Source organism: Sphingorhabdus profundilacus (genome assembly GCF_009769755.1).
GTDB classification, from domain to species: Bacteria; Pseudomonadota; Alphaproteobacteria; order Sphingomonadales; family Sphingomonadaceae; genus Sphingorhabdus_B; species Sphingorhabdus_B profundilacus.
Genome location: NZ_SDWJ01000002.1, coordinates 657,822 through 678,571 on the forward strand (window position 1 = coordinate 657,822; position 20,750 = coordinate 678,571).

Here is a 20,750-nt window from a genome sequence, read left to right on the forward strand (position 1 = left end):
CTCCAACCTCACTTCAGGGGCATCAGGAGACGGATGATATGCTCGGCGGCATCTGCCGCTGTCATCTCGACTGTATTGACGCGAATTTCAGGATTGAACGGTGCCTCATAGGGGCTGTCGATACCAGTGAAATTCTTCAGTGCGCCGCTCCGCGCCTTTTTGTAGAGGCCCTTCACGTCCCGTTCTTCGGCAACCTCAAGCGGCGTGTCGACGAAGATTTCGACAAACTCGCCTTCGGGCATCATGGCGCGGACCATGTCGCGTTCGGCGCGGAAAGGTGAGATGAATGCCGTCAGGACGATAAGTCCTGCGTCGGTCATCAACTTCGCCACTTCGCCAACGCGCCGGATATTTTCAATCCGGTCAGCTTCTGTGAAGCCCAGATCCTTGTTCAAACCATGACGCACATTGTCGCCATCCAAAAGGAAGGTGTGGCGGTTCATCAGGTTCAGACGTTTTTCAACTTCATTGGCGATGGTCGATTTGCCTGAACCCGACAGGCCGGTGAACCATAGCACACGGGGCTTCTGGTTTTTCAGATTGGCATGTTCCTCGCGGCCGATGTCGGTTGCTTGCCAATGCACATTCTGTGCGCGGCGCAAGCTGAAGTGCAGCATGCCTGCACCCACCGTGCGGTTGGTGATCTTGTCGATCAGGATGAACCCGCCCAGCGCACGGCTGTCGGTATAAGGTTCAAAAACGATGGGCTTGTCGGTGGCAAGCTCGGCAACCCCGATAGCATTCAGTTCAAGTGTCTTTGCGGCCAGATGCTCCATCGTGTTCACATTGACGGTATATTTGGGCTGCTGCACCGTTGCCGATACAATCTGGGTGCCCAGTTTCAACCAATAGGATCGCCCTACATGCAGGGGGTCATCATCCATCCAGACAATCGTGGTTTCAAACTGGTCAGATACTTCAGGCGGATTGTCGGCCACGGAAATGACATTGCCGCGCGAACAATCGACTTCATCGGCAAAGCAGATGGTGACGGATTGCCCCGCAACGGCTTCGTCCAGATCGCCGTCGAGAGTAACGACCCTGGTCACCGTGGATGTCTTGCCCGACGGCAGGACGCGAACCGCGTCGCCCGGCTTGACCGAGCCGGTGGAGATCAAACCGGAAAAACCGCGGAAGTCGAGATTGGGGCGGTTCACCCATTGCACCGGCATCCGGAATGCCTTGCTTTGGTCTTGCTGGTTGTTCAACTCGACGGTTTCCAGATACTCCATCAAAGTCGCACCATGATACCATGCCGTGTTTTCCGAACGCGACGTTATGTTGTCGCCGGCCAGGCCCGAAATGGGGATGCAGGTGAAATTTTCGTCGATGCCCGCTTCGCGCACAAAGGCGCGGAAATCCTCGCAAATGGCGTTATAACGGTCCTGATCATAGCCGATGAGGTCCATCTTGTTGACCGCCAGCACGATGTTCTTCACACCGATCAGGTGCGCGAGATAAGCATGGCGGCGCGTCTGCACGATGATGCCCTTGCGTGCATCGACCAGCAGAATCGCGAGATCGGCGGTGGATGCGCCTGTCACCATGTTGCGCGTATATTGTTCGTGGCCCGGGCAATCGGCTACGATGAACTTGCGCTTTTCGGTGGCAAAGAAGCGATAGGCGACATCGATAGTGATGCCCTGTTCCCGCTCGGCGGCAAGGCCGTCGACCAGCAGGGCAAAATCGATTTCTTGGCCCTGGGTGCCGACACGCTTGCTGTCGGCCTGTAACGCTTCCAACTGATCTTCAAAGATCATCTTGGAGTCGTAAAGCAGCCGTCCGATCAGGGTTGATTTGCCGTCATCGACACTGCCGCAGGTAATGAACCGCAGCAGGCTTTTATGCTGGTGCGTTTCCAGATAGGCGTCGATATCCTCTGCGATGAGGGCGTCGGTCTTGTAGATGGTATCTGCGTCCGACATCAGAAATAACCTTCCTGCTTTTTCTTTTCCATACTGGCGTCGCCGCCATCCTTGTCGATGACCCGGCCCTGACGTTCGGACGTGGTGGTCAACAGCATTTCCTGAATAACTTCAGGCAAGGTTTTCGCATCGCTCTCAACCGCGCCGGTCAACGGGAAGCAGCCCAAGGTGCGGAAACGGATCGAGCGTTCGGTTATTTCAGGGCGTTTGCCCATCACCCGTTCCAGCCGTTCAATATCGTCAGCCATGAACAATTGGCCCTGATATTCAAAGGTCGGTCGTTTCGCGCTGAAATAGAGCGGGACAATCGGGATGTTGTTCAGATGGATATATTGCCAGATGTCCAGCTCGGTCCAGTTGGAGATGGGGAAAATCCGGATACTTTCGCCCTTGGTCTTGCGGGCATTGTAAAGATTCCACAATTCGGGCCGCTGGTTCTTGGGGTCCCAGCCGTGCGTCGCTGTGCGGAACGAGAATATGCGTTCCTTGGCGCGGCTTTTTTCCTCGTCACGCCGCGCTCCGCCAAAGGCGGCATCAAATCCAAATTGATCTAGCGCCATTTTCAAACCCTGTGTCTTCCACATGTCGGTGTGCAATGGACCATGGTCGAACGGGTTGATGCCCCGATCCTTAGCGTCCTGATTTTGATAGACGAGCAACTCCATGCCGCTCTCTTTGGCCATTTGGTCGCGCATCTTGTACATTTCCTGAAATTTCCAGGTCGTATCGACATGCAGCAGCGGAAAAGGCGGAGGCGAAGGATAAAAAGCCTTGCGCGCAAGATGCAGCATCACCGCGCTGTCCTTACCAACCGAATAGAGCATCACCGGCCTTTCGGATTCAGCGACAACCTCGCGCATGATGTGAATGCTCTCGGCTTCCAGTCGTTCCAAATGGGTCAATATGCGGGCCATCGCTATACAAGCTCCTTAATCTGTTGCCGAATCACTTACCGTAGACATGCAGGGCTTGAACCTCCCAAATGGGAGGATATAAGCACCGGATGCGAACCGACGATGACAGCCTGTTGCAATCACTTTACGAGGGGATGTTCGAAGCGCCCCTATGGGATGGATTTCTTAACAAGTTACTTGCCAAAACCGGCTCCGATGCGGTGAAATTGCTCTTTCAGCCTTCCGATGAGGAACGCATCATCGAACTGTCGGCGGGAAACGCCGTGGTGCTTGAAGAAAGAATGCTACCGGAGGGTGGCCGGCGAATCGGGGACGCAATTGCGTTCCGGTCCATGCGTCCCAACCGCGTCTATGCACAAGAGGAGTTGCTGGACCTTGCCGAAGCAAAGCGTCCCGATATCCCTTCACTCACCGGCAGTTCAGCACCTCTCAAACAGCTGCGCGCGGTCCGGGTGACTGAGACTGGCGGACTTGACCTATGGCTCCTATGTTCGGGCGGGAAAAACATTGGTTCGGCCACCAGCGCATTGCTGGCTGCCCTTGCCCCGCATCTGCAGATTGCCTTGCGGAGCCATGCGGCGCTTGAACGCGAACGATTCCGCTCTTCAATAACGGGGCAGGCTTTTGACCGGCTGAAAATGGGATGGTTGTCGCTGGATACCGGATGCCATATCATTGATGCGACCGACAATCTGGATCAACTGTTTCAATGGGGCAGCGTTCTGCGCCGCGGCCGCTATGATCGGCTGGTTCCCGCATCTCCCTCTATAGACCGCGCTTTGACCTCGCTGGTGAAAAGCTTCGCCGCCAACAGCGATGCGCGGCCACAGGCTTTTAACCTTAGCAAGGACCCTTGGGTCGAAATGCTGGTCACCCCCCATCAAAGCCAGAATTTTGCAGGCAGCCGGACGCCCGTTGCCATTGTCTATATCAGTGGCGACCGCCGCTCACAGGCTGACCGGTGCGACCAGCTGGTCGACCTTTTCGGACTTTTACCCAGCGAAGCGCGGCTGGCGTGGATGCTGGCCCAAGCGACCAGCATATCGGAGGCAGCCGATGCTTTGGGACTGACCGTGGAGACCGCACGCAACTATTCCAAGAAAATATATGCCAAGACCGGTGCTCGGGGCCATGCGGAATTGGTGCGGATCATTCTGACCAGTGTTCTGGCGATCAGCTAGGGTCAGGACCACTTAAAACCACTTGCGAGGCGTCAAAATGGCGAAGAGATCGGGCCAAAATGCGCGCCGTCAGGCAGTTACTCTGCCTGCAAGCGTATTTTGGTTCGAGATCGAAGCCATTTTGACGTCTGAAGGATTTGACCCATTTTGCCCATCGCTGCGTCAGAAAGCCTTGAGATATATCTATATCCCTGCGGCTTCCTTCCTTGCCCTGTGCAAAATGGCCTCAAACCTCGCAAGTGCATTTAAGTGGTCCTGACCCTAGGTCAGGACCCTCATTGCCGCAATTACGATTTTGCTTGTGACTCGCGAAAAACGATATAAATATGATATCATATTAAATGGGAGGTTTTGATGTCTGAAGAAATTACAAGTTTGAATGCAAGCCGCGAAGCTCGGGCAGGTGGTTTTAGCGGTTATCTCGCCCTTTTGCTGATGCTGGCTTTTCTGGCTTATGCACTTTGGGCTTTGGTCGGGGTGATTGAACGTGGCGACTACGCCACACCCTCGGACTTTATAGGACTGACCTGCTCGCTTTTCAGTTTCTTCCTGCTGTCCGCAGGCTTTTATATGATCCAGCCCAATCAGGGTGTCGCGATTACGCTATTTGGCGCATATAAAGGCACTGACCGCAACGAAGGGCTTCGCTGGGTCTGGCCGTGGATGGGCAAGGCGAAGATTTCGCTGCGCGCCAACAACCTGATCTCGGAAAAGATCAAGGTCAATGATCTGCGCGGCAATCCGATCGAGATGGCGGCGCAAGTGGTCTGGCGCGTGACCGATACGGCGCAGGCGCTATTCGATGTCGATGATTATAAAGCTTTCGTGCTCGCGCAGATCGAAGCTGCGGTGCGGACGATTGGCGCGCGTTACCCTTATGATGATTTCACCCATCAGGAGGTCACCTTGCGCGGTAATCATGATCAAGTGGGGGGCGAATTGCGCGCCGAGTTGATGGAGAGATTGGCGGTAGCTGGAATCACCGTAGATGAATGTGGCTTCACCCATCTTGCCTATGCACAGGAAATTGCGGGGGCAATGCTGCGCCGCCAACAAGCCGAAGCCGTCGTGGCAGCGCGCAAGACATTGGTCGAAGGTGCCGTAGGAATGGTGGAAATGGCGCTCGAAATGCTGTCGGCTAAAAATGTTGTTGAGCTGGATGATGAACGGCGCGCCGCGATGGTATCCAACCTCATGGTCGTCCTGTGCGGTGAACGCGATACACAGCCGGTCGTAAACACCGGCTCGTTATACAGCTGAGGAACTTAGATTGGGCGTTCCAACCAAAAAGGCCTTTCCGCTCCGTCTCGATCCTGCGCTTTTCGCAGCGATCGAGCGGGTCGCGACAGCCGAATTCCGGAGCGCTAATTCCGAGATTGAGGTTTTGTTACGCGAGGCGCTCGCCAGGCGCGGTATCAAGGTTGGGGTAAGCCAAGCGCCCAAGCGCGGGCGTCCACCCAAAGAAGCAGGTTCAAACTAGCTCGCGTTTAACAGGTGGCAATTTGCACCGAAAATGACGGATTTGGATGAAAGGCTGAAGAAAATGATGCACCATTTCATGGAAAAAGGCCCATGGTTCCGGGCAAAGCGTTTTGGATATGGCGCTGGGCTGCCATTCAAATGGCAGGGATGGGTTCTCTTGCTCTCTCATATGGCGTTTATCCTGGGTATCGCCGCGTTTCTGGCGGAGCGCCCGCTCGTCATGTTACCCTTGTTTCTCGCGGTCGCGCTTGGACCAATGCCAATATATGCCGCCCGCACCGAGGGTGGATGGAAGTGGCGCAATGGCAAAGATTGACCTCGCCATTTAGGTCATCACGCACCTAATCGTCGCCACGCCAAGTCCGCAAATTCGCACAGCAAGGGCCGTGTGTCGCGCGGATCTATAATGTCCTCGACATTGAATTTCTCTGCGGTGCGGAACGGAGATGTCACGGCGTCGAGCCGCGCCTTGATTTCCGCAAGCCTGGCGGCCGGGTCCGCAGAGGCGGCTATTTCGGATTTATACGCCGCCTCCAATCCGCCCGCAATGGGGAGGCTTCCCCAATCACCCGACGGCCAGGCAAAGCGGTACTGGAAACGCTCCCCGTTCGACATCGCGCTCCCCGCAATACCATAAGCGCGGCGGATGATGACCGATGCCCAGGGTATCCTCGCCTTGTAGACCGCGTTCATGGCCTCCACGCCATAGCGGATGGTGCCGGTACGCTCGGCCTCCAGCCCGATCATGAAGCCGGGATTGTCGACCAGATGGACCACCGGCAGGCGAAACCGTTCGGCAAGTTCGACGAAGCGCTTCACCTTCTGGCTCGTCAGCGCCTCCCAAGATCCACCAAGATAGGTCGGGTCGGAGGCGAGCACGGCGACCGGCCATCCATCCAATCGGGCAAAGGCGGTAATCGCTGCGCGGCCCCAGCGTTTGCCCATTTCAAAGACGCTGTGCGCGTCGAACACCGCGTTCATCACCGCGCGCATCGAGTAGACCTGCCTGTCGTCGCGCGGGACGATGGACAGCAGTTTCTCGTCACGCCGTTCTACCGGATCGATGCTGACCGTCCGCTCGGCCAACCGGTCGACTGACGACGGCAGGTAGGACAGAAAGCGGCGGGCAACGGCAAAGGCCTCCTCCTCGCTCGCCACTTCTTCGTCGACGACGCCATTGCGGGTATGAATTTCAGAGCCGCCCAGCTCCTCCTTGGACAGCGCTTCGCCGATCTGGGCTGCGACGACCGGTCCGGCGGCGAACAATTGGGACAGGCCTTTGACCATGATGGAATAATGGCTCGCAACCGTGCGCGCCGCGCCCATGCCGGCCGTGGGGCCCAGCGCCAGCGCGACGACAGGTACGGTTTCCAGATTGGTGACAATATCCTCCCACCCCGGGGTAACCGGCACATAGGTGAAGCCCATATCCTCAAGGCTTTTGACCGACCCTCCACCTCCCGTGCCATCGATCATGCGGATCAGGGGCAAGCGCATTTCGTGCGCCATTTTTTCGGCCTGCACGAACTTGCGGTGCAAAGCCGCATCCGCCGCCCCGCCGCGCACAGTGAAGTCGTCTGCGGTTGCCACGATAGGCTGTCCGTCTATCCGTCCTCGTCCAAAGATGAAGTTGGAGGCGGCAAAGTCGATCAGTTCGCCTGCTTCATCATAGCTGCCTCGTCCGGCGATCTTGCCGATCTCGCGAAAACTGCCGGCATCGAGCAACCGCCGGATCCGCTCGCGGGCATCGAGTTTGCCCTGCCCATGCTGACGGGCCACCTTCTCTGCGCCGCCCATATTCTCGGCCAGACTCTCCCTTCGACGGATATCTTCGACGTCTTTTTCCCAGCTCATGCTGTGTCCTTTAATTCAAAGCATTTTCAAGCAACCGCGCCAAACGCAATCCGCCCCGTTCCACTTGCCGGCGTAACGCAGCGCGCGATGCGGCGACATCGGCTTCGTCGATTGTCACCGGCGTTAAAGGCTTTGGGCCGCAAGGATCGCCATCGATCGCGCGACGATAGGCAATGTCGCGCGATATGATCCAGTTTTCTTCGCTCCAGTCGCGCGTTGTGCCCGCAGCCATCGCCGCCGCTTCATCGACCGGGAAACGCCGGACGATGGCAGGTGCGGCGGACAGGGCGCGATCGGCGAGCAGGCCATCCCATACCGAATGGAGATTATAGCCCGGCATGACACCATAATTGGCCTTCAGGTCATTGCCGCCCCGGTCTTCATGGTCACCGGCATGCAATGGCTGGTGCAGGTCGCCGACAAAATGAACGAGAAAGGCAAGAGCCTCCAGACGAACATGGGCAGGTAAGGTCCGGTTTTTGAGAAGTGCAACATGGCGGTCAATCTGCGCCGAAACACAATTGCCATCCGCGCATGCACTTTTGAGGTCGAACGGCTTGCAGATATCGACATTCTGGTAGTGCCAGCTGTTGGTATAGCCCCATCGCACCCGGTCACCCTTAATACAGTCCGCCCAAACGCTTACATCACTTATGTTGCGTAAAGGGCATTTGGGCGTCCCCAATAAAGGCGCGGCGCGCAACAGTCGCTGCACTGCGCCACGCGCTTTTACCGATATATTGGTTTCGGCTATTCGGGCCACTGTTTCATGCCCATATTCCCAATAAGCCTGCGCTGGGGCGAACGGGATGATCAGGACCAACAGAGCAGAGACAAGACGGTTCATATGCGTTGCTAAAGCCGTGCTTGCCCGAAAAGGAAAGCGCTATCCTTCATTCATCACCGTAAATCGCAACCATCCTGTCACCTTTGCTAGTCGCCTTCCCGCGATACATGCCCGGGGTGTTAAAGGCGAAGGTTGCCGTTCCGTCGGGTGCGGTGACGATAACGCCGCCGGTGCCACCCAATAAACCAAGTTCCTTGATGACATGATCCGAAGCTGTCTTCGCATCTTCGCCCAACATCCGCATCCGCGCGCAGATTTCATGCGCGACACCCAGCCGGATGAAAAACTCTCCGGCACCGGTTGCGGAAACGCCGCAAGCGCGGTTGTCGGCATAATTGCCAGCACCGATTACCGGACTATCCCCGATACGTCCCCAGCGTTTACCGGTCAGGCCGCCAGTCGAGGTTCCGGCGGCTACATTACCCTCGCTGTCGACCGCAACAGCCCCGACCGTTCCATATTTCAAATCGACATCATACCAGCCCAATTTCTTCGCCTTCAACTCTTCCAACTGGCGCCAGCGTTCGGGCGTTGCGAAATAGTCGGGGCTCACCTGTTCCAGGCCTTGTTCGCGGCTAAATTCATCGGCTCCTTCGCGGCTCAACATCACATGCGGGCTTTTTTCCATCACTGCGCGCGCCAGCAGGATCGGATTTTTGGTATAGCGCGCGCCGGTAACCGCACCTGCGCCCAGGGTCTTGCCGTCCATAATGGACGCGTCGAGTTCATTTACGCCCTTATAGGTAAAAACTGCGCCGCGACCTGCATTGAAATGCTCATCATCTTCCAGCACCATGATCGCGGCGCTCACTGCGTCCATCGCGCTGCCACCCTTTTCCAACACGGTCGACCCTGCTTCCAACGCTTTGGTGAGACCAGCACGCGCGGCACTATCCTGCTCTGGGGCCAGTTTGTCGCGTGCCATGCTGCCTGCGCCGCCATGGATTACGAGAGTCCAGCTTTTATCGACCACTTTTTTGTCCTTTATATCATGGGTATGCACATCGGGATGTGCAGCGATAGGTGTGCCAATAGATAGTATCAACAGCAACCATATTGGACTGAAAAAAATACGCATCTTATGTCCTTCATCTTTGGCTTTGGTGTTAGGATGGGGACCTAAAAGCGCATGGCGACGCTGACTCCGGCACTTTTGGTGTCGCCCCACGGGACGATCATCGCCTGCTTTTCGTTACGCTGCCGGGTGATCAGAAATCCCGACGTCATGCCAATGCCAGCGCCAACGAGCACATCATACCAGAAATGCTTGTCTGCCTGTACACGGGCCACACCCACGAAGCTGGCTACGGCCATTGCGGGTATACCCACAGCAGGACCTTCGCGATTATAGATGGTTGCAGCTGCGGCGAACGCGCGGCTGGTATGCCCAGACGGGAAACTTTTCCGGTTGCTTCCGTCAGGGCGCAATTCAGGGAAGGTTTCTTTCAACCCCGTCGCGATCAATACCGAGGCACCGATTGAACCGGCTGCCTGAAATGCCCCCTGCTTGTCACCTTTGATGATGGGTAATCCCAACGCAATCAAGGTCAAACCGTGCGCGCCAACGTCGCTTGCCGTCGCCCATGCTTTTTCATCTTTTGCCTTTGCCGCCGAAGGAAGCGTCGCCGCTGTTGCGGCCAGAATTAGTGCGGCATTATAGGTTAGTTTCATTATCTAGCTCCGTTGGTAAGGCCCTTGGGAAACACTATAGGGGTGCATGTGTGTATTAGCCAGAGATGCCTGATTGCCTTGCGGTGCTGCCGCTAGTATAGACGATGCCATGTCTTCAATCCGTCCCTGGCGCGATATTGCGCGCCGTTCTTCACGCCAGATCATGGTTGGTAAAGTCCCTGTAGGCGGGGATGCTCCGATTACGGTGCAAACCATGACCAACACGCTGACCAGCGATGCCGGTGCGACGATTGACCAGATCCGCCGATGTGAAGATGCAGGTGCCGATATCATCCGCGTGTCTTGTCCGGATGTGGAAAGCACCGCCGCACTCAAACAGATTGTGCGTGCCGCGCATGTACCCATCGTTGCTGATATCCATTTCCATTACAAACGTGCGCTGGAGGCCGCAGATGCAGGCGCAGCCTGTTTACGCATCAACCCCGGTAACATCGGTTCAGCGGAACGCGTCAACGAGGTTGTGAACGCAGCCAAGGCTAATGGCTGTGCCATCCGTATCGGCGTGAACGCAGGCAGTCTGGAAAAGGACCTGCTCGAAAAATATGGTGAGCCTTGTCCCGAAGCGCTGATCGAAAGCGCACTCGACCATATCAAATTGCTGCAGGACCGGGACTTTCACGAATATAAGGTCGCGGTAAAGGCATCGGACGTATTTCTGGCGGTGGCCGCTTATATGGGCCTTGCCGAGGCCGTCGACTGTCCGTTGCATCTGGGTATAACCGAAGCAGGTGGCCTTATAGGCGGGACGGTTAAATCGTCCATCGGTCTGGGCAATCTGCTATGGGCCGGAATTGGCGACACCATTCGTGTCAGCCTCTCGGCGGAACCAGAAGAGGAAGTCCGCGTCGGCTATGAAATTCTAAAATCGCTCGGCCTGCGGACACGTGGTGTCCGGGTAGTGAGCTGCCCCAGCTGCGCGCGGCAAGGTTTCGACGTGATCCGCACGGTGCAGAAACTCGAAGATGCACTCGGCCATATCAAGACACCGATGAGCCTTTCGGTCTTGGGCTGTGTCGTCAACGGCCCGGGCGAAGCACGTGAAACCGACATCGGCATCACTGGCGGCGGTAACGGCAGGCATATGGTCTATCTGTCTGGAGTCACCGACCATCATGTCGAAGATGCCGACATGATCAGTCACATCGTCAAACTGGTCGAAGCAAAAGCCGCCGAGATTGACGCAGGAGCAGGCGTCAGCATGGACACTCTGCATGGGAAGGCCGCCTGACAATTTTCTGGAAAGGTGAGCTTATGGGATTGAGCATAAAAAACGAAAGGACTGCGCGTCTCAAAGGTTCAGCACTTTGACCCTCTCGATCCGCCCCGCAAAACCCGCCGACCTGCCCCTGATTGGACAATTCATCCGCGATCTGGCGGAGTATGAACGGCTGGCGCATGAGGTGCGCTTTGACGAGGCTGTGCTTGGTGAGCGTTTGTTCGGCCAGGGTGCCGGAGGGCGTCCCTATGCCGAGGTGTTGATTGGCGAAGTAGACGGTATCGCGCAGGGTTTTGCGCTGTTCTTTCACAATTTCTCGACTTTCGAGGGTAAGCCCGGCATTTATCTGGAAGACCTGTTCGTAAAGCCAGAGGCGCGCGGCATGGGGCTTGGCAAGGCTTTCTTGCAAAGGCTGGCGCAACTCGCAATAGAGCGTGATTGTGCAAGACTGGAATGGTGGGTGCTCGACTGGAATGAACCGGCAATCCGCTTTTACAAGGCACTGGGTGCCAAGCCAATGGATGAATGGACAACCTTTCGGGTAGATGGACCCGCACTTTGTGAGCTTGCTGACGATTCATTGACCTAGGTCAATGATCAGCCAGTCCAAATAGCCCATCGCTACGCCGAACTGCCAACCAATTGGCGGTCGGGGAACGATAATGGATATTCTTTTAACGCGCGTGGGTGCGTGGCTGTTTGTGGCATTTCTTGCTTTTGCTGCGATGGCGATGGGTGCCGATCAGGCCTATTCCATCCATATGGGGATTGTCTGCATCGCTGCATTGATAGCGATGCTGGCATCAATGAACGGGTTTGATTTTCTCACCGAACGTTTTCCGAAGCTTGGCGGGTCGGCTCTCCAGTCCCGTTATGATGACGACCCCATCCGCTGGGGGGTGATTGCGACCCTATTCTGGGGCATCGCAGGCTTTACCGTCGGGTTGATCATCGCCTTGCAACTTGCTTTTCCGGTGTTGAACCTGAATCTTGAATTTACCACTTTCGGTCGCCTGCGCCCGTTGCACACCTCGGCCGTCATTTTCGCATTTGGAGGCAATGCGCTGATCGCGACAAGTTTCTATGTCGTCCAGCGCACCTGCCGGGCGAGACTCGCCTTCCCCGGTCTCGCCCGTTTTGTTTTCTGGGGCTATCAGCTGTTCATCGTGCTGGCCGCCACCGGCTATCTGATGGGCGTGACCGAGGGTAAGGAATATGCCGAGCCCGAATGGTATGTGGACATCTGGCTGACGATTGTCTGGGTCAGCTATCTGGCGGTTTTTGTCGGTACAATTGTGAAGCGCAAAGAGCCGCATATCTATGTCGCCAACTGGTTTTACCTCAGCTTCATCATTACCGTGGCGATGCTGCATCTGGTCAACAACATGTCGATGCCGGTCAGCATCTTCGGTTCAAAAAGCTATAGCGCCTTTGCAGGCGTGCAGGACGCGCTGACCCAATGGTGGTACGGCCACAACGCCGTCGGATTTTTCCTGACCGCCGGTTTCCTTGCGATGATGTATTATTTTGTGCCCAAGCAGGCGGAACGCCCGGTCTATTCCTATCGCCTTTCCATCGTCCATTTCTGGTCGCTGATCTTCCTCTACATCTGGGCGGGACCGCACCATTTGCATTACACCGCACTGCCCGACTGGGCGCAAACGCTGGGCATGGTGTTCTCCATCATCTTGTGGATGCCAAGCTGGGGCGGGATGATTAACGGCCTGATGACGCTGAACGGCGCATGGGACAAAATCCGCACCGATCCGATCATCCGCATGATGGTCATGGCGCTCGCGTTTTATGGCATGAGCACCTTTGAAGGACCGATGCTGTCGATCAAGGCCGTGAACAGCCTGTCGCATTACACCGACTGGACCATTGGCCATGTGCACAGCGGGGCGTTGGGCTGGAACGGCATGATTACCTTTGCGTGCCTTTATTATCTGTTCCCGCGGCTTTGGGGCCGGGCTCGTATGTATTCGCTGCGGATGATTAACTGGCACTTCTGGCTCGCCACTCTGGGTATCGTCTTCTACGCGTCGGCCATGTGGGTATCGGGCATCATGCAAGGCCTGATGTGGCGTGAATATGGCGCGGACGGCTATCTGGTTTATTCCTTTGTCGAAACCGTCGCCGCGATGTTCCCCATGTATCTGATCCGCGCCTTTGGCGGTTTGCTCTACCTCTCGGGTGCGCTGGTCATGGTCTACAATGTGTGGATGACCGTGGCGGGCAAGCTCCGCGACGAAAAACCGATGACCGAAACGCCCTATAATCCTGAAGCTGACCGGCCCTACGTCGCCGTTCCGGCCGAATAAGGAGCACCCATAATGACAAGCAAATCCGAAACCGGAGCCTTCAGCCACAAAAAGCTGGAACGCAATGTGACCTTGCTCGGGCTATGCGCTCTGGGTGCCGTGGCAATCGGCGGCATTGTCGAAATTGCCCCGCTCTTCTGGATCGACTCGACCGTTGAAAAGGTGGAAGGAATGCGCCCCTACACCCCGCTCGAACTGACCGGTCGCAACATCTATGTGCGCGAAGGCTGCTATCTGTGCCATAGCCAGATGATCCGCCCGTTCCGTGACGAGGTCGAACGTTACGGCCCCTACAGCTTGGCGGCGGAGAGCATGTATGACCATCCGTTCCAATGGGGTTCAAAACGGACCGGGCCGGATCTGGCCCGTGTGGGTGGCCGCTATTCGGATGAATGGCATCGTGCCCATTTGAAAGACCCGCGCAGTGTGGTGCCCGAATCCATCATGCCACCTTATGCGTTTTTGGCAGAACGCGAAATCAAGGTTGGCGATATGTCGGCGCATCTAACAGCGCTGTCACGCGTCGGCGTGCCCTATAGCCGTGAGGCCATCAAGCAGGCTGATGCCGATCTGGTCGCTCAAGCCGACCCCAATGCCGATGGCGAAGCGTTGAAAAAGCGATATCCAAAAGCGCAGGTGCGTGATTTTGACGGAAATCCTGCCCAGGTCACTGAAATGGATGCGGTTATCGCCTATCTGCAAATGATCGGAACGCTGGTCGATCATCAAAAGGCCAAAGCCTATGAGCAGCCAAGATGACCTATAACGACTTTCGCCACTTCGCCGACAGCTGGGGCCTGCTGGCCATGGGGATGTTATTCCTCATTCTCGTCGCATGGCCTTTTCGCAAGGGCGCCGCACCGCGCAACCATGATGCGGCACATATCATATTCAGGGATGACGAAAATGACTGAGAACAAGCGGATTGATGCGGCAACTGGCACGCAAACGGTCGGTCATGAATGGGACGGCATCGAAGAACTCGACACGCCGATGCCACGCTGGTGGGTTATTTCTTTTTGGGCCACAATTGTCTGGGGCATCATTTATGTTCTGCTTTATCCCGCAATTCCCATGCTCAACGGCGCCACGCCCGGACTTTGGAACTGGACGAGCAGGGGTCAGCTGGAGCAGGAATTGAAAGCAGAAACGCTGCGCCGCGCGCCTGTCACCCGTGCGCTTGCCGCAATTCCGGTCGAACAATTGGCGGGCAATGAAAAACTTTACCAGGCCGCCATCGAAGGGGGGCGGGCTGCATTCAAGGTGCATTGTGTGCAATGCCACGGGTCGGGTGCCGCCGGATCCACAGGCTATCCCAACCTCAATGATGACGATTGGCTTTGGGGCGGCGATCTGCCTGCGATCCATACCACGTTGACACATGGGATCAGGCAGCCGGATCATGACGCGACACGTTTTTCGCAAATGCCCGCCTTTGAAGGGGTATTGAGCGCGCGCGAAGTCGATGCCGTTGTGGGCTATGTGCAGACTTTGTCGGGCAAGGCCAGACCAAACGCAATTTCAGCGAGCGGCGAGGCGATCTTTGCGAACAACTGCGCGTCCTGTCATGGTGTTCAAGGTAAAGGCATGCGCGAATTTGGCGCACCAAATCTGACCGATAAAATATGGCTCTATGGCGGCGACGAGGCCAGCTTAAAAACGACCGTCAACAAGGCGCGCTATGGTGTAATGCCCCGCTGGAACAATCGGCTTGACCCAATTACCATCAAAATGTTGGCGGTCTATGTGCACTCTCTTGGCGGTGGCGAAGCAAATGCTGTGCCGGACAAAGCTGTGGCTCCCGACCCGGCAAAGGTCGTCGCCAATGTCCGGCCCTGATGATCTGATCGCACCGCATCAGCCGCTATATGAAGCGCGCAAGGGTGTATATCCCAAGGCAGTCGACGGGTTTTTCCGCCGTTTGAAATGGGCTATCATGGCTGTAACGCTGGCCATATATTATATCACCCCATGGATCCGGTGGGATCGCGGTCCCTATGCGCCTGACCAGGCTGTGCTGGTCGATCTGGCCAACCGCCGTTTTTATATGTTCCAGATCGAAATCTGGCCGCATGAATTTTATTATGTCGTGGGTCTGTTGGTGATGGCCGGGATCGGCCTGTTCTTGCTGACCAGTGCGGTTGGGCGGGCGTGGTGCGGATATTCATGCCCGCAAACCGTGTGGACCGATCTGTTCCAGCATGTGGAGCGTTTCATTGATGGTGACCGCAACGCGCAAATTCGGCTGGCAAAGGCTAAATGGGGTCCCGGGAAAATCACCAAGCGGCTTGGAAAATGGTCGATTTGGCTGTTTATCGCCTTTTGGACGGGCGGCGCATGGATCATGTATTTTGCCGACGCGCCGACCTTGGTGCGCGATTTCTGGTCGGGTGACGCTGCGCCCGCTGCCTATGCCACGGTCGGCATTTTAACAGCCACGACCTTTGTCTTCGGCGGCTTCCTGCGCGAACAGGTGTGTATCTATATGTGCCCCTGGCCGCGTATTCAGACCGCGATGATGGATGAAAAATCCTTGCTGGTCACGTACAAGGACTGGCGCGGGGAACAGCGAGGCAGCCTGAAAACGGCGCAGGCCGATCCCAAGGCATTTGGCGACTGCATTGACTGCAACCAGTGCGTTGCCGTGTGCCCGACGGGTATCGACATCCGTGAAGGCCCGCAAATCGGGTGCATCACCTGCGCGCTGTGTATCGATGCTTGCGACACAGTGATGGAACAGATCGGCAAACCCCGGGGCCTGATCGATTACTGCACATTGGACGATGCAGATGTCGAGAAAAAGGGCGGGACCGGTCATCCGGTGCTAAAAACATTATTCCGGCCAAGGACGATGATTTATTTCGGAATCTGGACCAGTATCGGCCTTGCGATGCTCTTCACACTGGGCCAACGGACGCGCCTTGACCTTGCGGTCCAGCATGAACGGAACCCCGTTTATGTGCGGCTTTCGGATGGCACAATACGCAACAATTACACCCTTAAAATCCGGAATATGGAAACTCGGCCGCGGATTGTGGATGTATATATCCAAGGCTTGCCCGGCGCGGTTCTTTGGACCCCCGATGGCAGCCGCGAATTTGCCAAGCAGAGCATAAATTTCGCGGTTGCACCCGACGCTGTGCACAGGGTGCAGTTATTCATCGCGGCGCCTGAAACCGGACCGACAAGTGCGGAATTCGCGATCAGCACGCGGGCACGTACCGGTGATAACAAAGGCGATAGCGACACAGTTATATTCGAACGACCAGAGGCCGGACAATGACTTTACAAACAAAGGGCCAATTTACAGGTTGGCACATGACCGCGATATTAGTTGTGTTTTTCGGCATTGTCATGGCCGTGAACTTTACCATGGCGCGCATGGCAATAGGTACTTTCGGCGGTACGGTTGTTGATAACAGCTATGTCGCAAGCCAGAATTACAATCGCTGGCTGGATGCCGCAGAACGGCAGGACAGATTGGGTTGGACGGTTCATACGACCCTGACCAAGGATCGTTTTGTCATCATCGACGTTAAAAAAGGCAGCGCCTTGGTGCCCGGCGTGACAGCCGTTGCAGACGCGATCCATCCGCTGGGCCGGGCGTCGGACATCCCGCTGGAATTCAGGACTATGTCTGACGGCAGGTTAAAATCGGTAACCGCACTGCCTGCCGGCCGCTGGACCCTTCAGGCTTCCCTGCGCCAAAGCGCCGATATCTACAAATTTGTGGAACAATTCCAATGACTGCGCCAACCCGAAACCAGGCCGCCATCGCATTGCCAACTGCCGATTTCGCTGTTCCCGCGATGCGCTGTGCAGGCTGTATCGCAAAGTTGGAAAGCGGATTGGCCCTGCAATCGGGTATCGTGAATGCAAGGGTCAATTTCACAGCGAAGCGGGTGACGATTTCGCACCTGCCCGAAATGACGCTTCCGCAATTGGTGGCGGCGATCGCCAATGTCGGTTTTGAGGCTATTCCATTGTCCGAGAGCGGGGTTGAGGACGAAAACCGAGATGCACAGCGCCTGTTAAAGGCATTGGCGGTTGCCGGTTTTGCGATGATGAACATCATGCTGCTTTCGGTCTCTGTCTGGTCAGGTGCAACCGGGGTAACCCGCGATTTATTCCACTGGCTTTCGGCGATGATCGCGCTGCCGACCGTCGCCTATGCAGGGCGGGTGTTTTTCCGGTCTGCATGGGGTGCGCTTCGAAAGGGGCATACCAATATGGACGTGCCGATTTCCATCGGCGTCACCCTGACCACCGCATTGAGCCTGTATGAAACATTCACCCATGGTCCCCATGCGTATTTTGACGGGGTCGTGATGCTGCTGTTTTTCCTGCTAACTGGTCGTTGGCTTGACGCCGTCATGCGGGACCGTGCGCGCGATGGCGTTAGCGCACTTTTGAAACAACGCGCGTCAGGCGCCATGGTTTTGCACGCCGATGGCCAATCGACATGGATCGAAGCGAAAGGGTTAAAACCCGGCATGGTGATGCTGGTTGCGGCGGGCGAACGCCTTGCGGCAGATGGCATATTAACCGAAGGATGCAGCAGTTTCGACCTGTCACTGCTCACCGGCGAGACGGCACCTCAGTCTGTCATTGCCGGAAGCATTGTTCACGCAGGAACGTTAAATCTCGATGCACCGGTACATATTGAGGTTACAGCGACCGGCGCGGATACCGCAATTGCGGACATCGCGCGGTTGATGGAACAGGCGACACAATCCAAATCGCATTATGTCAGGATTGCTGACCGCGCGGCACGCTATTATGCGCCCGCTGTCCATAGCCTTGCTGCGGCCAGCTTTCTTGGTTGGATGGCCGTCGGTGCCAGTTGGCATGAAAGCTTGTTGATCTGTGTTGCCGTGCTCATCATCACCTGCCCTTGCGCGCTTGGACTTGCGGTTCCGGCGGCCCAAATCGTGGTCGCCGGGTCACTGATGCGTGCCGGAATTCTGGTAAAGGATGGCAGCGCGCTTGAACGGCTGGCCGAGGTAGATCTGGCAATGTTTGACAAGACAGGAACTCTGACCCTGGGGCGGCCAATGCCGGACAATCTCGACCAGGCAACCGACGCGCAAAAAGCTATATTATTGGCCCTGACCCGCGCAAGCCGCCATCCCTTGTCTGAGGGGATAAGGCGCACTTTGGAAATAGAGGGCGTGAAGGCCGCGTCTGTAGGGCATGTCCGCGAAGTGGCAGGCGCCGGTATTTATGCGACTGTAGATGGGCAGCCAGTATCGCTCGGCCGGCCCGACCGTGACATTGCCCATGACGGCCTCGCGTCACAATTGCAGGTTGAGGGGCAGGACGCTTTTGTCGTGCACCTATCCGACCAGCTAAGGCCCGAGGCGGCAGCCTGCGTGACGGCATTGGCCCGGCTTGGTATATCCTCTTCAATTCTATCAGGTGACCGCGCTGAATCGGTCGCCCCGATAGCGCGTAGTTTGAAGATGACCGCACAAACGTCGATGCAGCCGCAGGACAAGCTGGATGCAATTGCGCGGCAGACGGCGGCTGGGCACAAAGTGTTGATGGTGGGCGATGGTCTGAATGACGGGCCTGCACTTGCCGCAGGCCACGCATCCATCGCGCCCGCATCGGCCAGTGATGCTGGCCAGAACGCGGCAGATCTGGTGTTCTTGGGGGATTCGCTCAGTCCCGTTGCCACTGCCATCCGCGCTGCTCGAAAAACGCAAAAGATTGTACGGCAGAATTTCATGTTGGCCATTGGCTATAATATTCTCGCCGTTCCGCTTGCGATATCAGGCACAGTCACACCCCTGATCGCAGCTGCGGCCATGTCGGGTTCCTCGTTGGTGGTCGTTGCGAATGCCCTTCGCCTGAAAAATGCCGCCAGCGCCCGATGACAGGGCTCGCCTTCCTTATCCCCGTTGCATTAGGTCTCGGCCTGCTGGGCCTTGCGGGGTTTTTCTGGTCGATCAAAAATGGCCAGTTTGATGATGCCGACGGCGCCGCGATGCGTATCCTGATCGACGAAGAGGATAGTTTATGAGGCAAATCTTCAGCCTGTTCGCAGTCCTGATTTTGACTCTGCCGCCGGTACCTGCTTCGGGAAAATCCATCATGGTCGGGGTATGCGGCGATGGGGAAATGCGCGTGTCGATTCCCGTCAAACTGCCGTTGCCGGGCGAAGGGGATAGTCACGGCTGCTGCAAAAAAGGCTGTCACGCGGCCAATGAGCGCAAGAAGAAAGCGGATGGCACCAACGAAGACGATTGCTGCCGATAGGACGAGGGTCAGGACCTGTTAAATGCACTTGCGAGGTTTGGGCGGCGCTTCCCCCCGGCAGCGCCGCCCTAGGCGAGGACTTTCTGCAGACTCTCTCTAGGCCGTGAACTCATAAATATCGTCGTCGAGGCGTCAAAATGGCGAAGATATCGGGCCAAAATGCGCGCCGTCAGGCAGTTATTCTGCCTGCAAGCGTATTTTGGTTCGATATCTTCGCCATTTTGACGTCCGAAGGATTTGACCCATTTTGCCCATGGCCGCAAACCTCGACGACGATATTTATGAGTTCACGGCGTAGGATGAGGACCTAAGCGGTCTAAAAGCGAAAACCCAAGCCAACGCCTACCACAATCGGATCAAGGCTGATCTTGACCCTCTGCGTTCCGATGGCCGTTGTTGCCAGCCGTGCGGTTGTATCGATGTCGATATATTTGACATCAAAGTTCAAGAACATCTTCTTGTTCAAATCGATATCGATGCCGGCCTGCGCTGCCCAGCCAAAGCTGTCTTTCATATTGACATCAGTCTGGCCGACGGCGGCTTCCAATCCGGACGACGCCTTTTCCGAATAGAATATCGTATAATTAACGCCGGCCCCAACATATGGCCGCACTTTGGCTTCGGGTGAAAAATGATATTGTACCGTCAAGGTGGGCGGCAACACCCAAGTCGATGCTAGCTTACCGATGCCGCCGGTCGTTCCAGTGGTCCCCGACGCATTATGCTTGGTTGTCGCTGCAATCAGTTCGAACCCGACATTGTCGGTTACCATATGGGTGATATCAACTTCGGGCATCACGCTGTTATTCACCTTGACCTCTTCGGTCGGAAAGGTCGGCAATATACCGCCGGAACTTTCGGTTGGTGCCACCATGATTGCGCGCACCCGCACAAATGTGTCGCCAGCTTCGGCTTGGGCAGCGCTGCTGCCAATGGCAGTTGCCGCCAACAACAAGGAGCATTTCAATGCGAGAGTTTTCATAGAGATTCCTTTTACTGACCACAGTGTCAATATGGCGATATTGCATCGTGATAAGCGGGAGTCTTTGACGCAGAT

Annotated in this window: 23 protein-coding genes; 16 read left to right on the forward strand and 7 right to left on the reverse strand. The window is 56.3% G+C overall.

Annotated elements, in window-relative coordinates:
* Window positions 1-8: 8 nt before the first annotated feature.
* A complete protein-coding gene (gene cysN / locus EUU23_RS10960; protein WP_160354150.1) occupies window positions 9-1,925 on the reverse strand; it encodes a sulfate adenylyltransferase subunit CysN in 1,917 nt (638 codons plus the stop codon).
* Window positions 1,925-2,839 (reverse strand): sulfate adenylyltransferase subunit CysD, encoded by a 915-nt coding sequence (gene cysD, locus EUU23_RS10965; protein ID WP_160354151.1) that lies wholly within the window; start codon window positions 2,837-2,839, stop codon window positions 1,925-1,927. Before cysD ends, cysN begins: the two co-directional genes overlap by 1 nt.
* Window positions 2,840-2,928: 89 nt before the next feature.
* Here cysD and EUU23_RS10970 point away from each other — a divergent pair, with 89 nt between their 5' ends.
* The 5 genes from EUU23_RS10970 to EUU23_RS10990 all read left to right on the forward strand — a co-directional run bounded on the left by EUU23_RS10970 (window position 2,929) and on the right by EUU23_RS10990 (window position 5,818).
* A complete protein-coding gene (locus EUU23_RS10970; RefSeq protein WP_179956544.1) occupies window positions 2,929-4,020 on the forward strand; it encodes a helix-turn-helix transcriptional regulator in 1,092 nt (363 codons plus the stop codon).
* Window positions 4,021-4,057: 37 nt separating this feature from the next.
* Window positions 4,058-4,279, forward strand: a complete 222-nt coding sequence (locus EUU23_RS10975; RefSeq protein ID WP_160354152.1) for a hypothetical protein — start codon at window positions 4,058-4,060, stop codon at window positions 4,277-4,279.
* A 95-nt stretch (window positions 4,280-4,374) separates the two neighbouring features.
* A complete protein-coding gene (locus tag EUU23_RS10980; protein ID WP_160354153.1) occupies window positions 4,375-5,280 on the forward strand; it encodes an SPFH domain-containing protein in 906 nt (301 codons plus the stop codon).
* A 10-nt stretch (window positions 5,281-5,290) separates the two neighbouring features.
* Window positions 5,291-5,500: a type II toxin-antitoxin system antitoxin gene (locus tag EUU23_RS10985; protein WP_160354154.1), complete on the forward strand. Its 210-nt coding sequence runs from the start codon at window positions 5,291-5,293 to the stop codon at window positions 5,498-5,500.
* Window positions 5,501-5,533: 33 nt separating this feature from the next.
* Window positions 5,534-5,818 carry a hypothetical protein gene (locus EUU23_RS10990; RefSeq protein ID WP_246156431.1) on the forward strand — a complete coding sequence of 95 codons (285 nt, stop codon included), beginning with the start codon at window positions 5,534-5,536 and terminating at the stop codon, window positions 5,816-5,818.
* A gap of 17 nt (window positions 5,819-5,835) precedes the next feature.
* On the opposite strand, the gene EUU23_RS10995 is transcribed toward EUU23_RS10990, so the two are convergent.
* The 4 genes from EUU23_RS10995 to EUU23_RS11010 are packed head-to-tail and all read right to left on the reverse strand — an operon-like array spanning window position 5,836 to window position 9,874.
* Window positions 5,836-7,356, reverse strand: coding sequence for an acyl-CoA carboxylase subunit beta (locus EUU23_RS10995; RefSeq protein ID WP_160354155.1), 1,521 nt, complete (start codon window positions 7,354-7,356; stop codon window positions 5,836-5,838).
* Between the two features lie 10 nt (window positions 7,357-7,366).
* Window positions 7,367-8,203, reverse strand: coding sequence for a S1/P1 nuclease (locus EUU23_RS11000; RefSeq protein WP_160354156.1), 837 nt, complete (start codon window positions 8,201-8,203; stop codon window positions 7,367-7,369).
* A gap of 46 nt (window positions 8,204-8,249) precedes the next feature.
* Window positions 8,250-9,281 (reverse strand): isoaspartyl peptidase/L-asparaginase family protein, encoded by a 1,032-nt coding sequence (locus EUU23_RS11005; RefSeq protein ID WP_160354157.1) that lies wholly within the window; start codon window positions 9,279-9,281, stop codon window positions 8,250-8,252.
* Window positions 9,282-9,322: 41 nt separating this feature from the next.
* The gene (locus EUU23_RS11010) at window positions 9,323-9,874 is read right to left on the reverse strand and encodes a phosphatase PAP2 family protein (protein ID WP_160354158.1); all 552 of its coding nucleotides are present in this window, start codon (window positions 9,872-9,874) and stop codon (window positions 9,323-9,325) included.
* Window positions 9,875-9,983: 109 nt separating this feature from the next.
* On the opposite strand from EUU23_RS11010, the gene ispG reads away from it, so the two are divergent.
* From ispG to EUU23_RS11065, 11 genes are all read left to right on the forward strand, one after another.
* Window positions 9,984-11,123 (forward strand): flavodoxin-dependent (E)-4-hydroxy-3-methylbut-2-enyl-diphosphate synthase, encoded by a 1,140-nt coding sequence (ispG, locus tag EUU23_RS11015; RefSeq protein WP_160354159.1) that lies wholly within the window; start codon window positions 9,984-9,986, stop codon window positions 11,121-11,123.
* A gap of 76 nt (window positions 11,124-11,199) precedes the next feature.
* Window positions 11,200-11,700 (forward strand): GNAT family N-acetyltransferase, encoded by a 501-nt coding sequence (locus tag EUU23_RS11020; protein ID WP_160354160.1) that lies wholly within the window; start codon window positions 11,200-11,202, stop codon window positions 11,698-11,700.
* 73 nt (window positions 11,701-11,773) lie between these two features.
* Complete coding sequence (gene ccoN / locus EUU23_RS11025; RefSeq protein ID WP_160354161.1) at window positions 11,774-13,432, forward strand: cytochrome-c oxidase, cbb3-type subunit I; 1,659 nt, start codon at window positions 11,774-11,776, stop codon at window positions 13,430-13,432.
* A gap of 12 nt (window positions 13,433-13,444) precedes the next feature.
* Complete coding sequence (ccoO, locus tag EUU23_RS11030; protein ID WP_160354162.1) at window positions 13,445-14,191, forward strand: cytochrome-c oxidase, cbb3-type subunit II; 747 nt, start codon at window positions 13,445-13,447, stop codon at window positions 14,189-14,191.
* Window positions 14,188-14,346: a cbb3-type cytochrome c oxidase subunit 3 gene (locus tag EUU23_RS11035; RefSeq protein ID WP_160354163.1), complete on the forward strand. Its 159-nt coding sequence runs from the start codon at window positions 14,188-14,190 to the stop codon at window positions 14,344-14,346. Before ccoO ends, EUU23_RS11035 begins: the two co-directional genes overlap by 4 nt.
* The gene (gene ccoP, locus EUU23_RS11040) at window positions 14,339-15,271 is read left to right on the forward strand and encodes a cytochrome-c oxidase, cbb3-type subunit III (RefSeq protein ID WP_160354164.1); all 933 of its coding nucleotides are present in this window, start codon (window positions 14,339-14,341) and stop codon (window positions 15,269-15,271) included. The genes EUU23_RS11035 and ccoP overlap by 8 nt, the downstream gene beginning before the upstream one ends.
* Window positions 15,258-16,715: a cytochrome c oxidase accessory protein CcoG gene (ccoG, locus tag EUU23_RS11045; protein WP_160354165.1), complete on the forward strand. Its 1,458-nt coding sequence runs from the start codon at window positions 15,258-15,260 to the stop codon at window positions 16,713-16,715. Before ccoP ends, ccoG begins: the two co-directional genes overlap by 14 nt.
* Window positions 16,712-17,179, forward strand: a complete 468-nt coding sequence (locus EUU23_RS11050) for a FixH family protein (protein ID WP_160354166.1) — start codon at window positions 16,712-16,714, stop codon at window positions 17,177-17,179. Before ccoG ends, EUU23_RS11050 begins: the two co-directional genes overlap by 4 nt.
* A complete protein-coding gene (locus EUU23_RS11055; RefSeq protein WP_160354167.1) occupies window positions 17,176-19,311 on the forward strand; it encodes a heavy metal translocating P-type ATPase in 2,136 nt (711 codons plus the stop codon). The genes EUU23_RS11050 and EUU23_RS11055 overlap by 4 nt, the downstream gene beginning before the upstream one ends.
* Window positions 19,308-19,457 (forward strand): cbb3-type cytochrome oxidase assembly protein CcoS, encoded by a 150-nt coding sequence (gene ccoS / locus EUU23_RS11060; RefSeq protein ID WP_160354168.1) that lies wholly within the window; start codon window positions 19,308-19,310, stop codon window positions 19,455-19,457. The genes EUU23_RS11055 and ccoS overlap by 4 nt, the downstream gene beginning before the upstream one ends.
* Window positions 19,454-19,693, forward strand: a complete 240-nt coding sequence (locus EUU23_RS11065; protein WP_160354169.1) for a hypothetical protein — start codon at window positions 19,454-19,456, stop codon at window positions 19,691-19,693. The genes ccoS and EUU23_RS11065 overlap by 4 nt, the downstream gene beginning before the upstream one ends.
* A 316-nt stretch (window positions 19,694-20,009) precedes the next feature.
* Here the strand turns inward: EUU23_RS11065 and EUU23_RS11070 are convergent, their stop codons facing one another.
* Window positions 20,010-20,675, reverse strand: coding sequence for an OmpW/AlkL family protein (locus EUU23_RS11070; RefSeq protein WP_160354170.1), 666 nt, complete (start codon window positions 20,673-20,675; stop codon window positions 20,010-20,012).
* Window positions 20,676-20,750 lie beyond the last annotated feature (75 nt).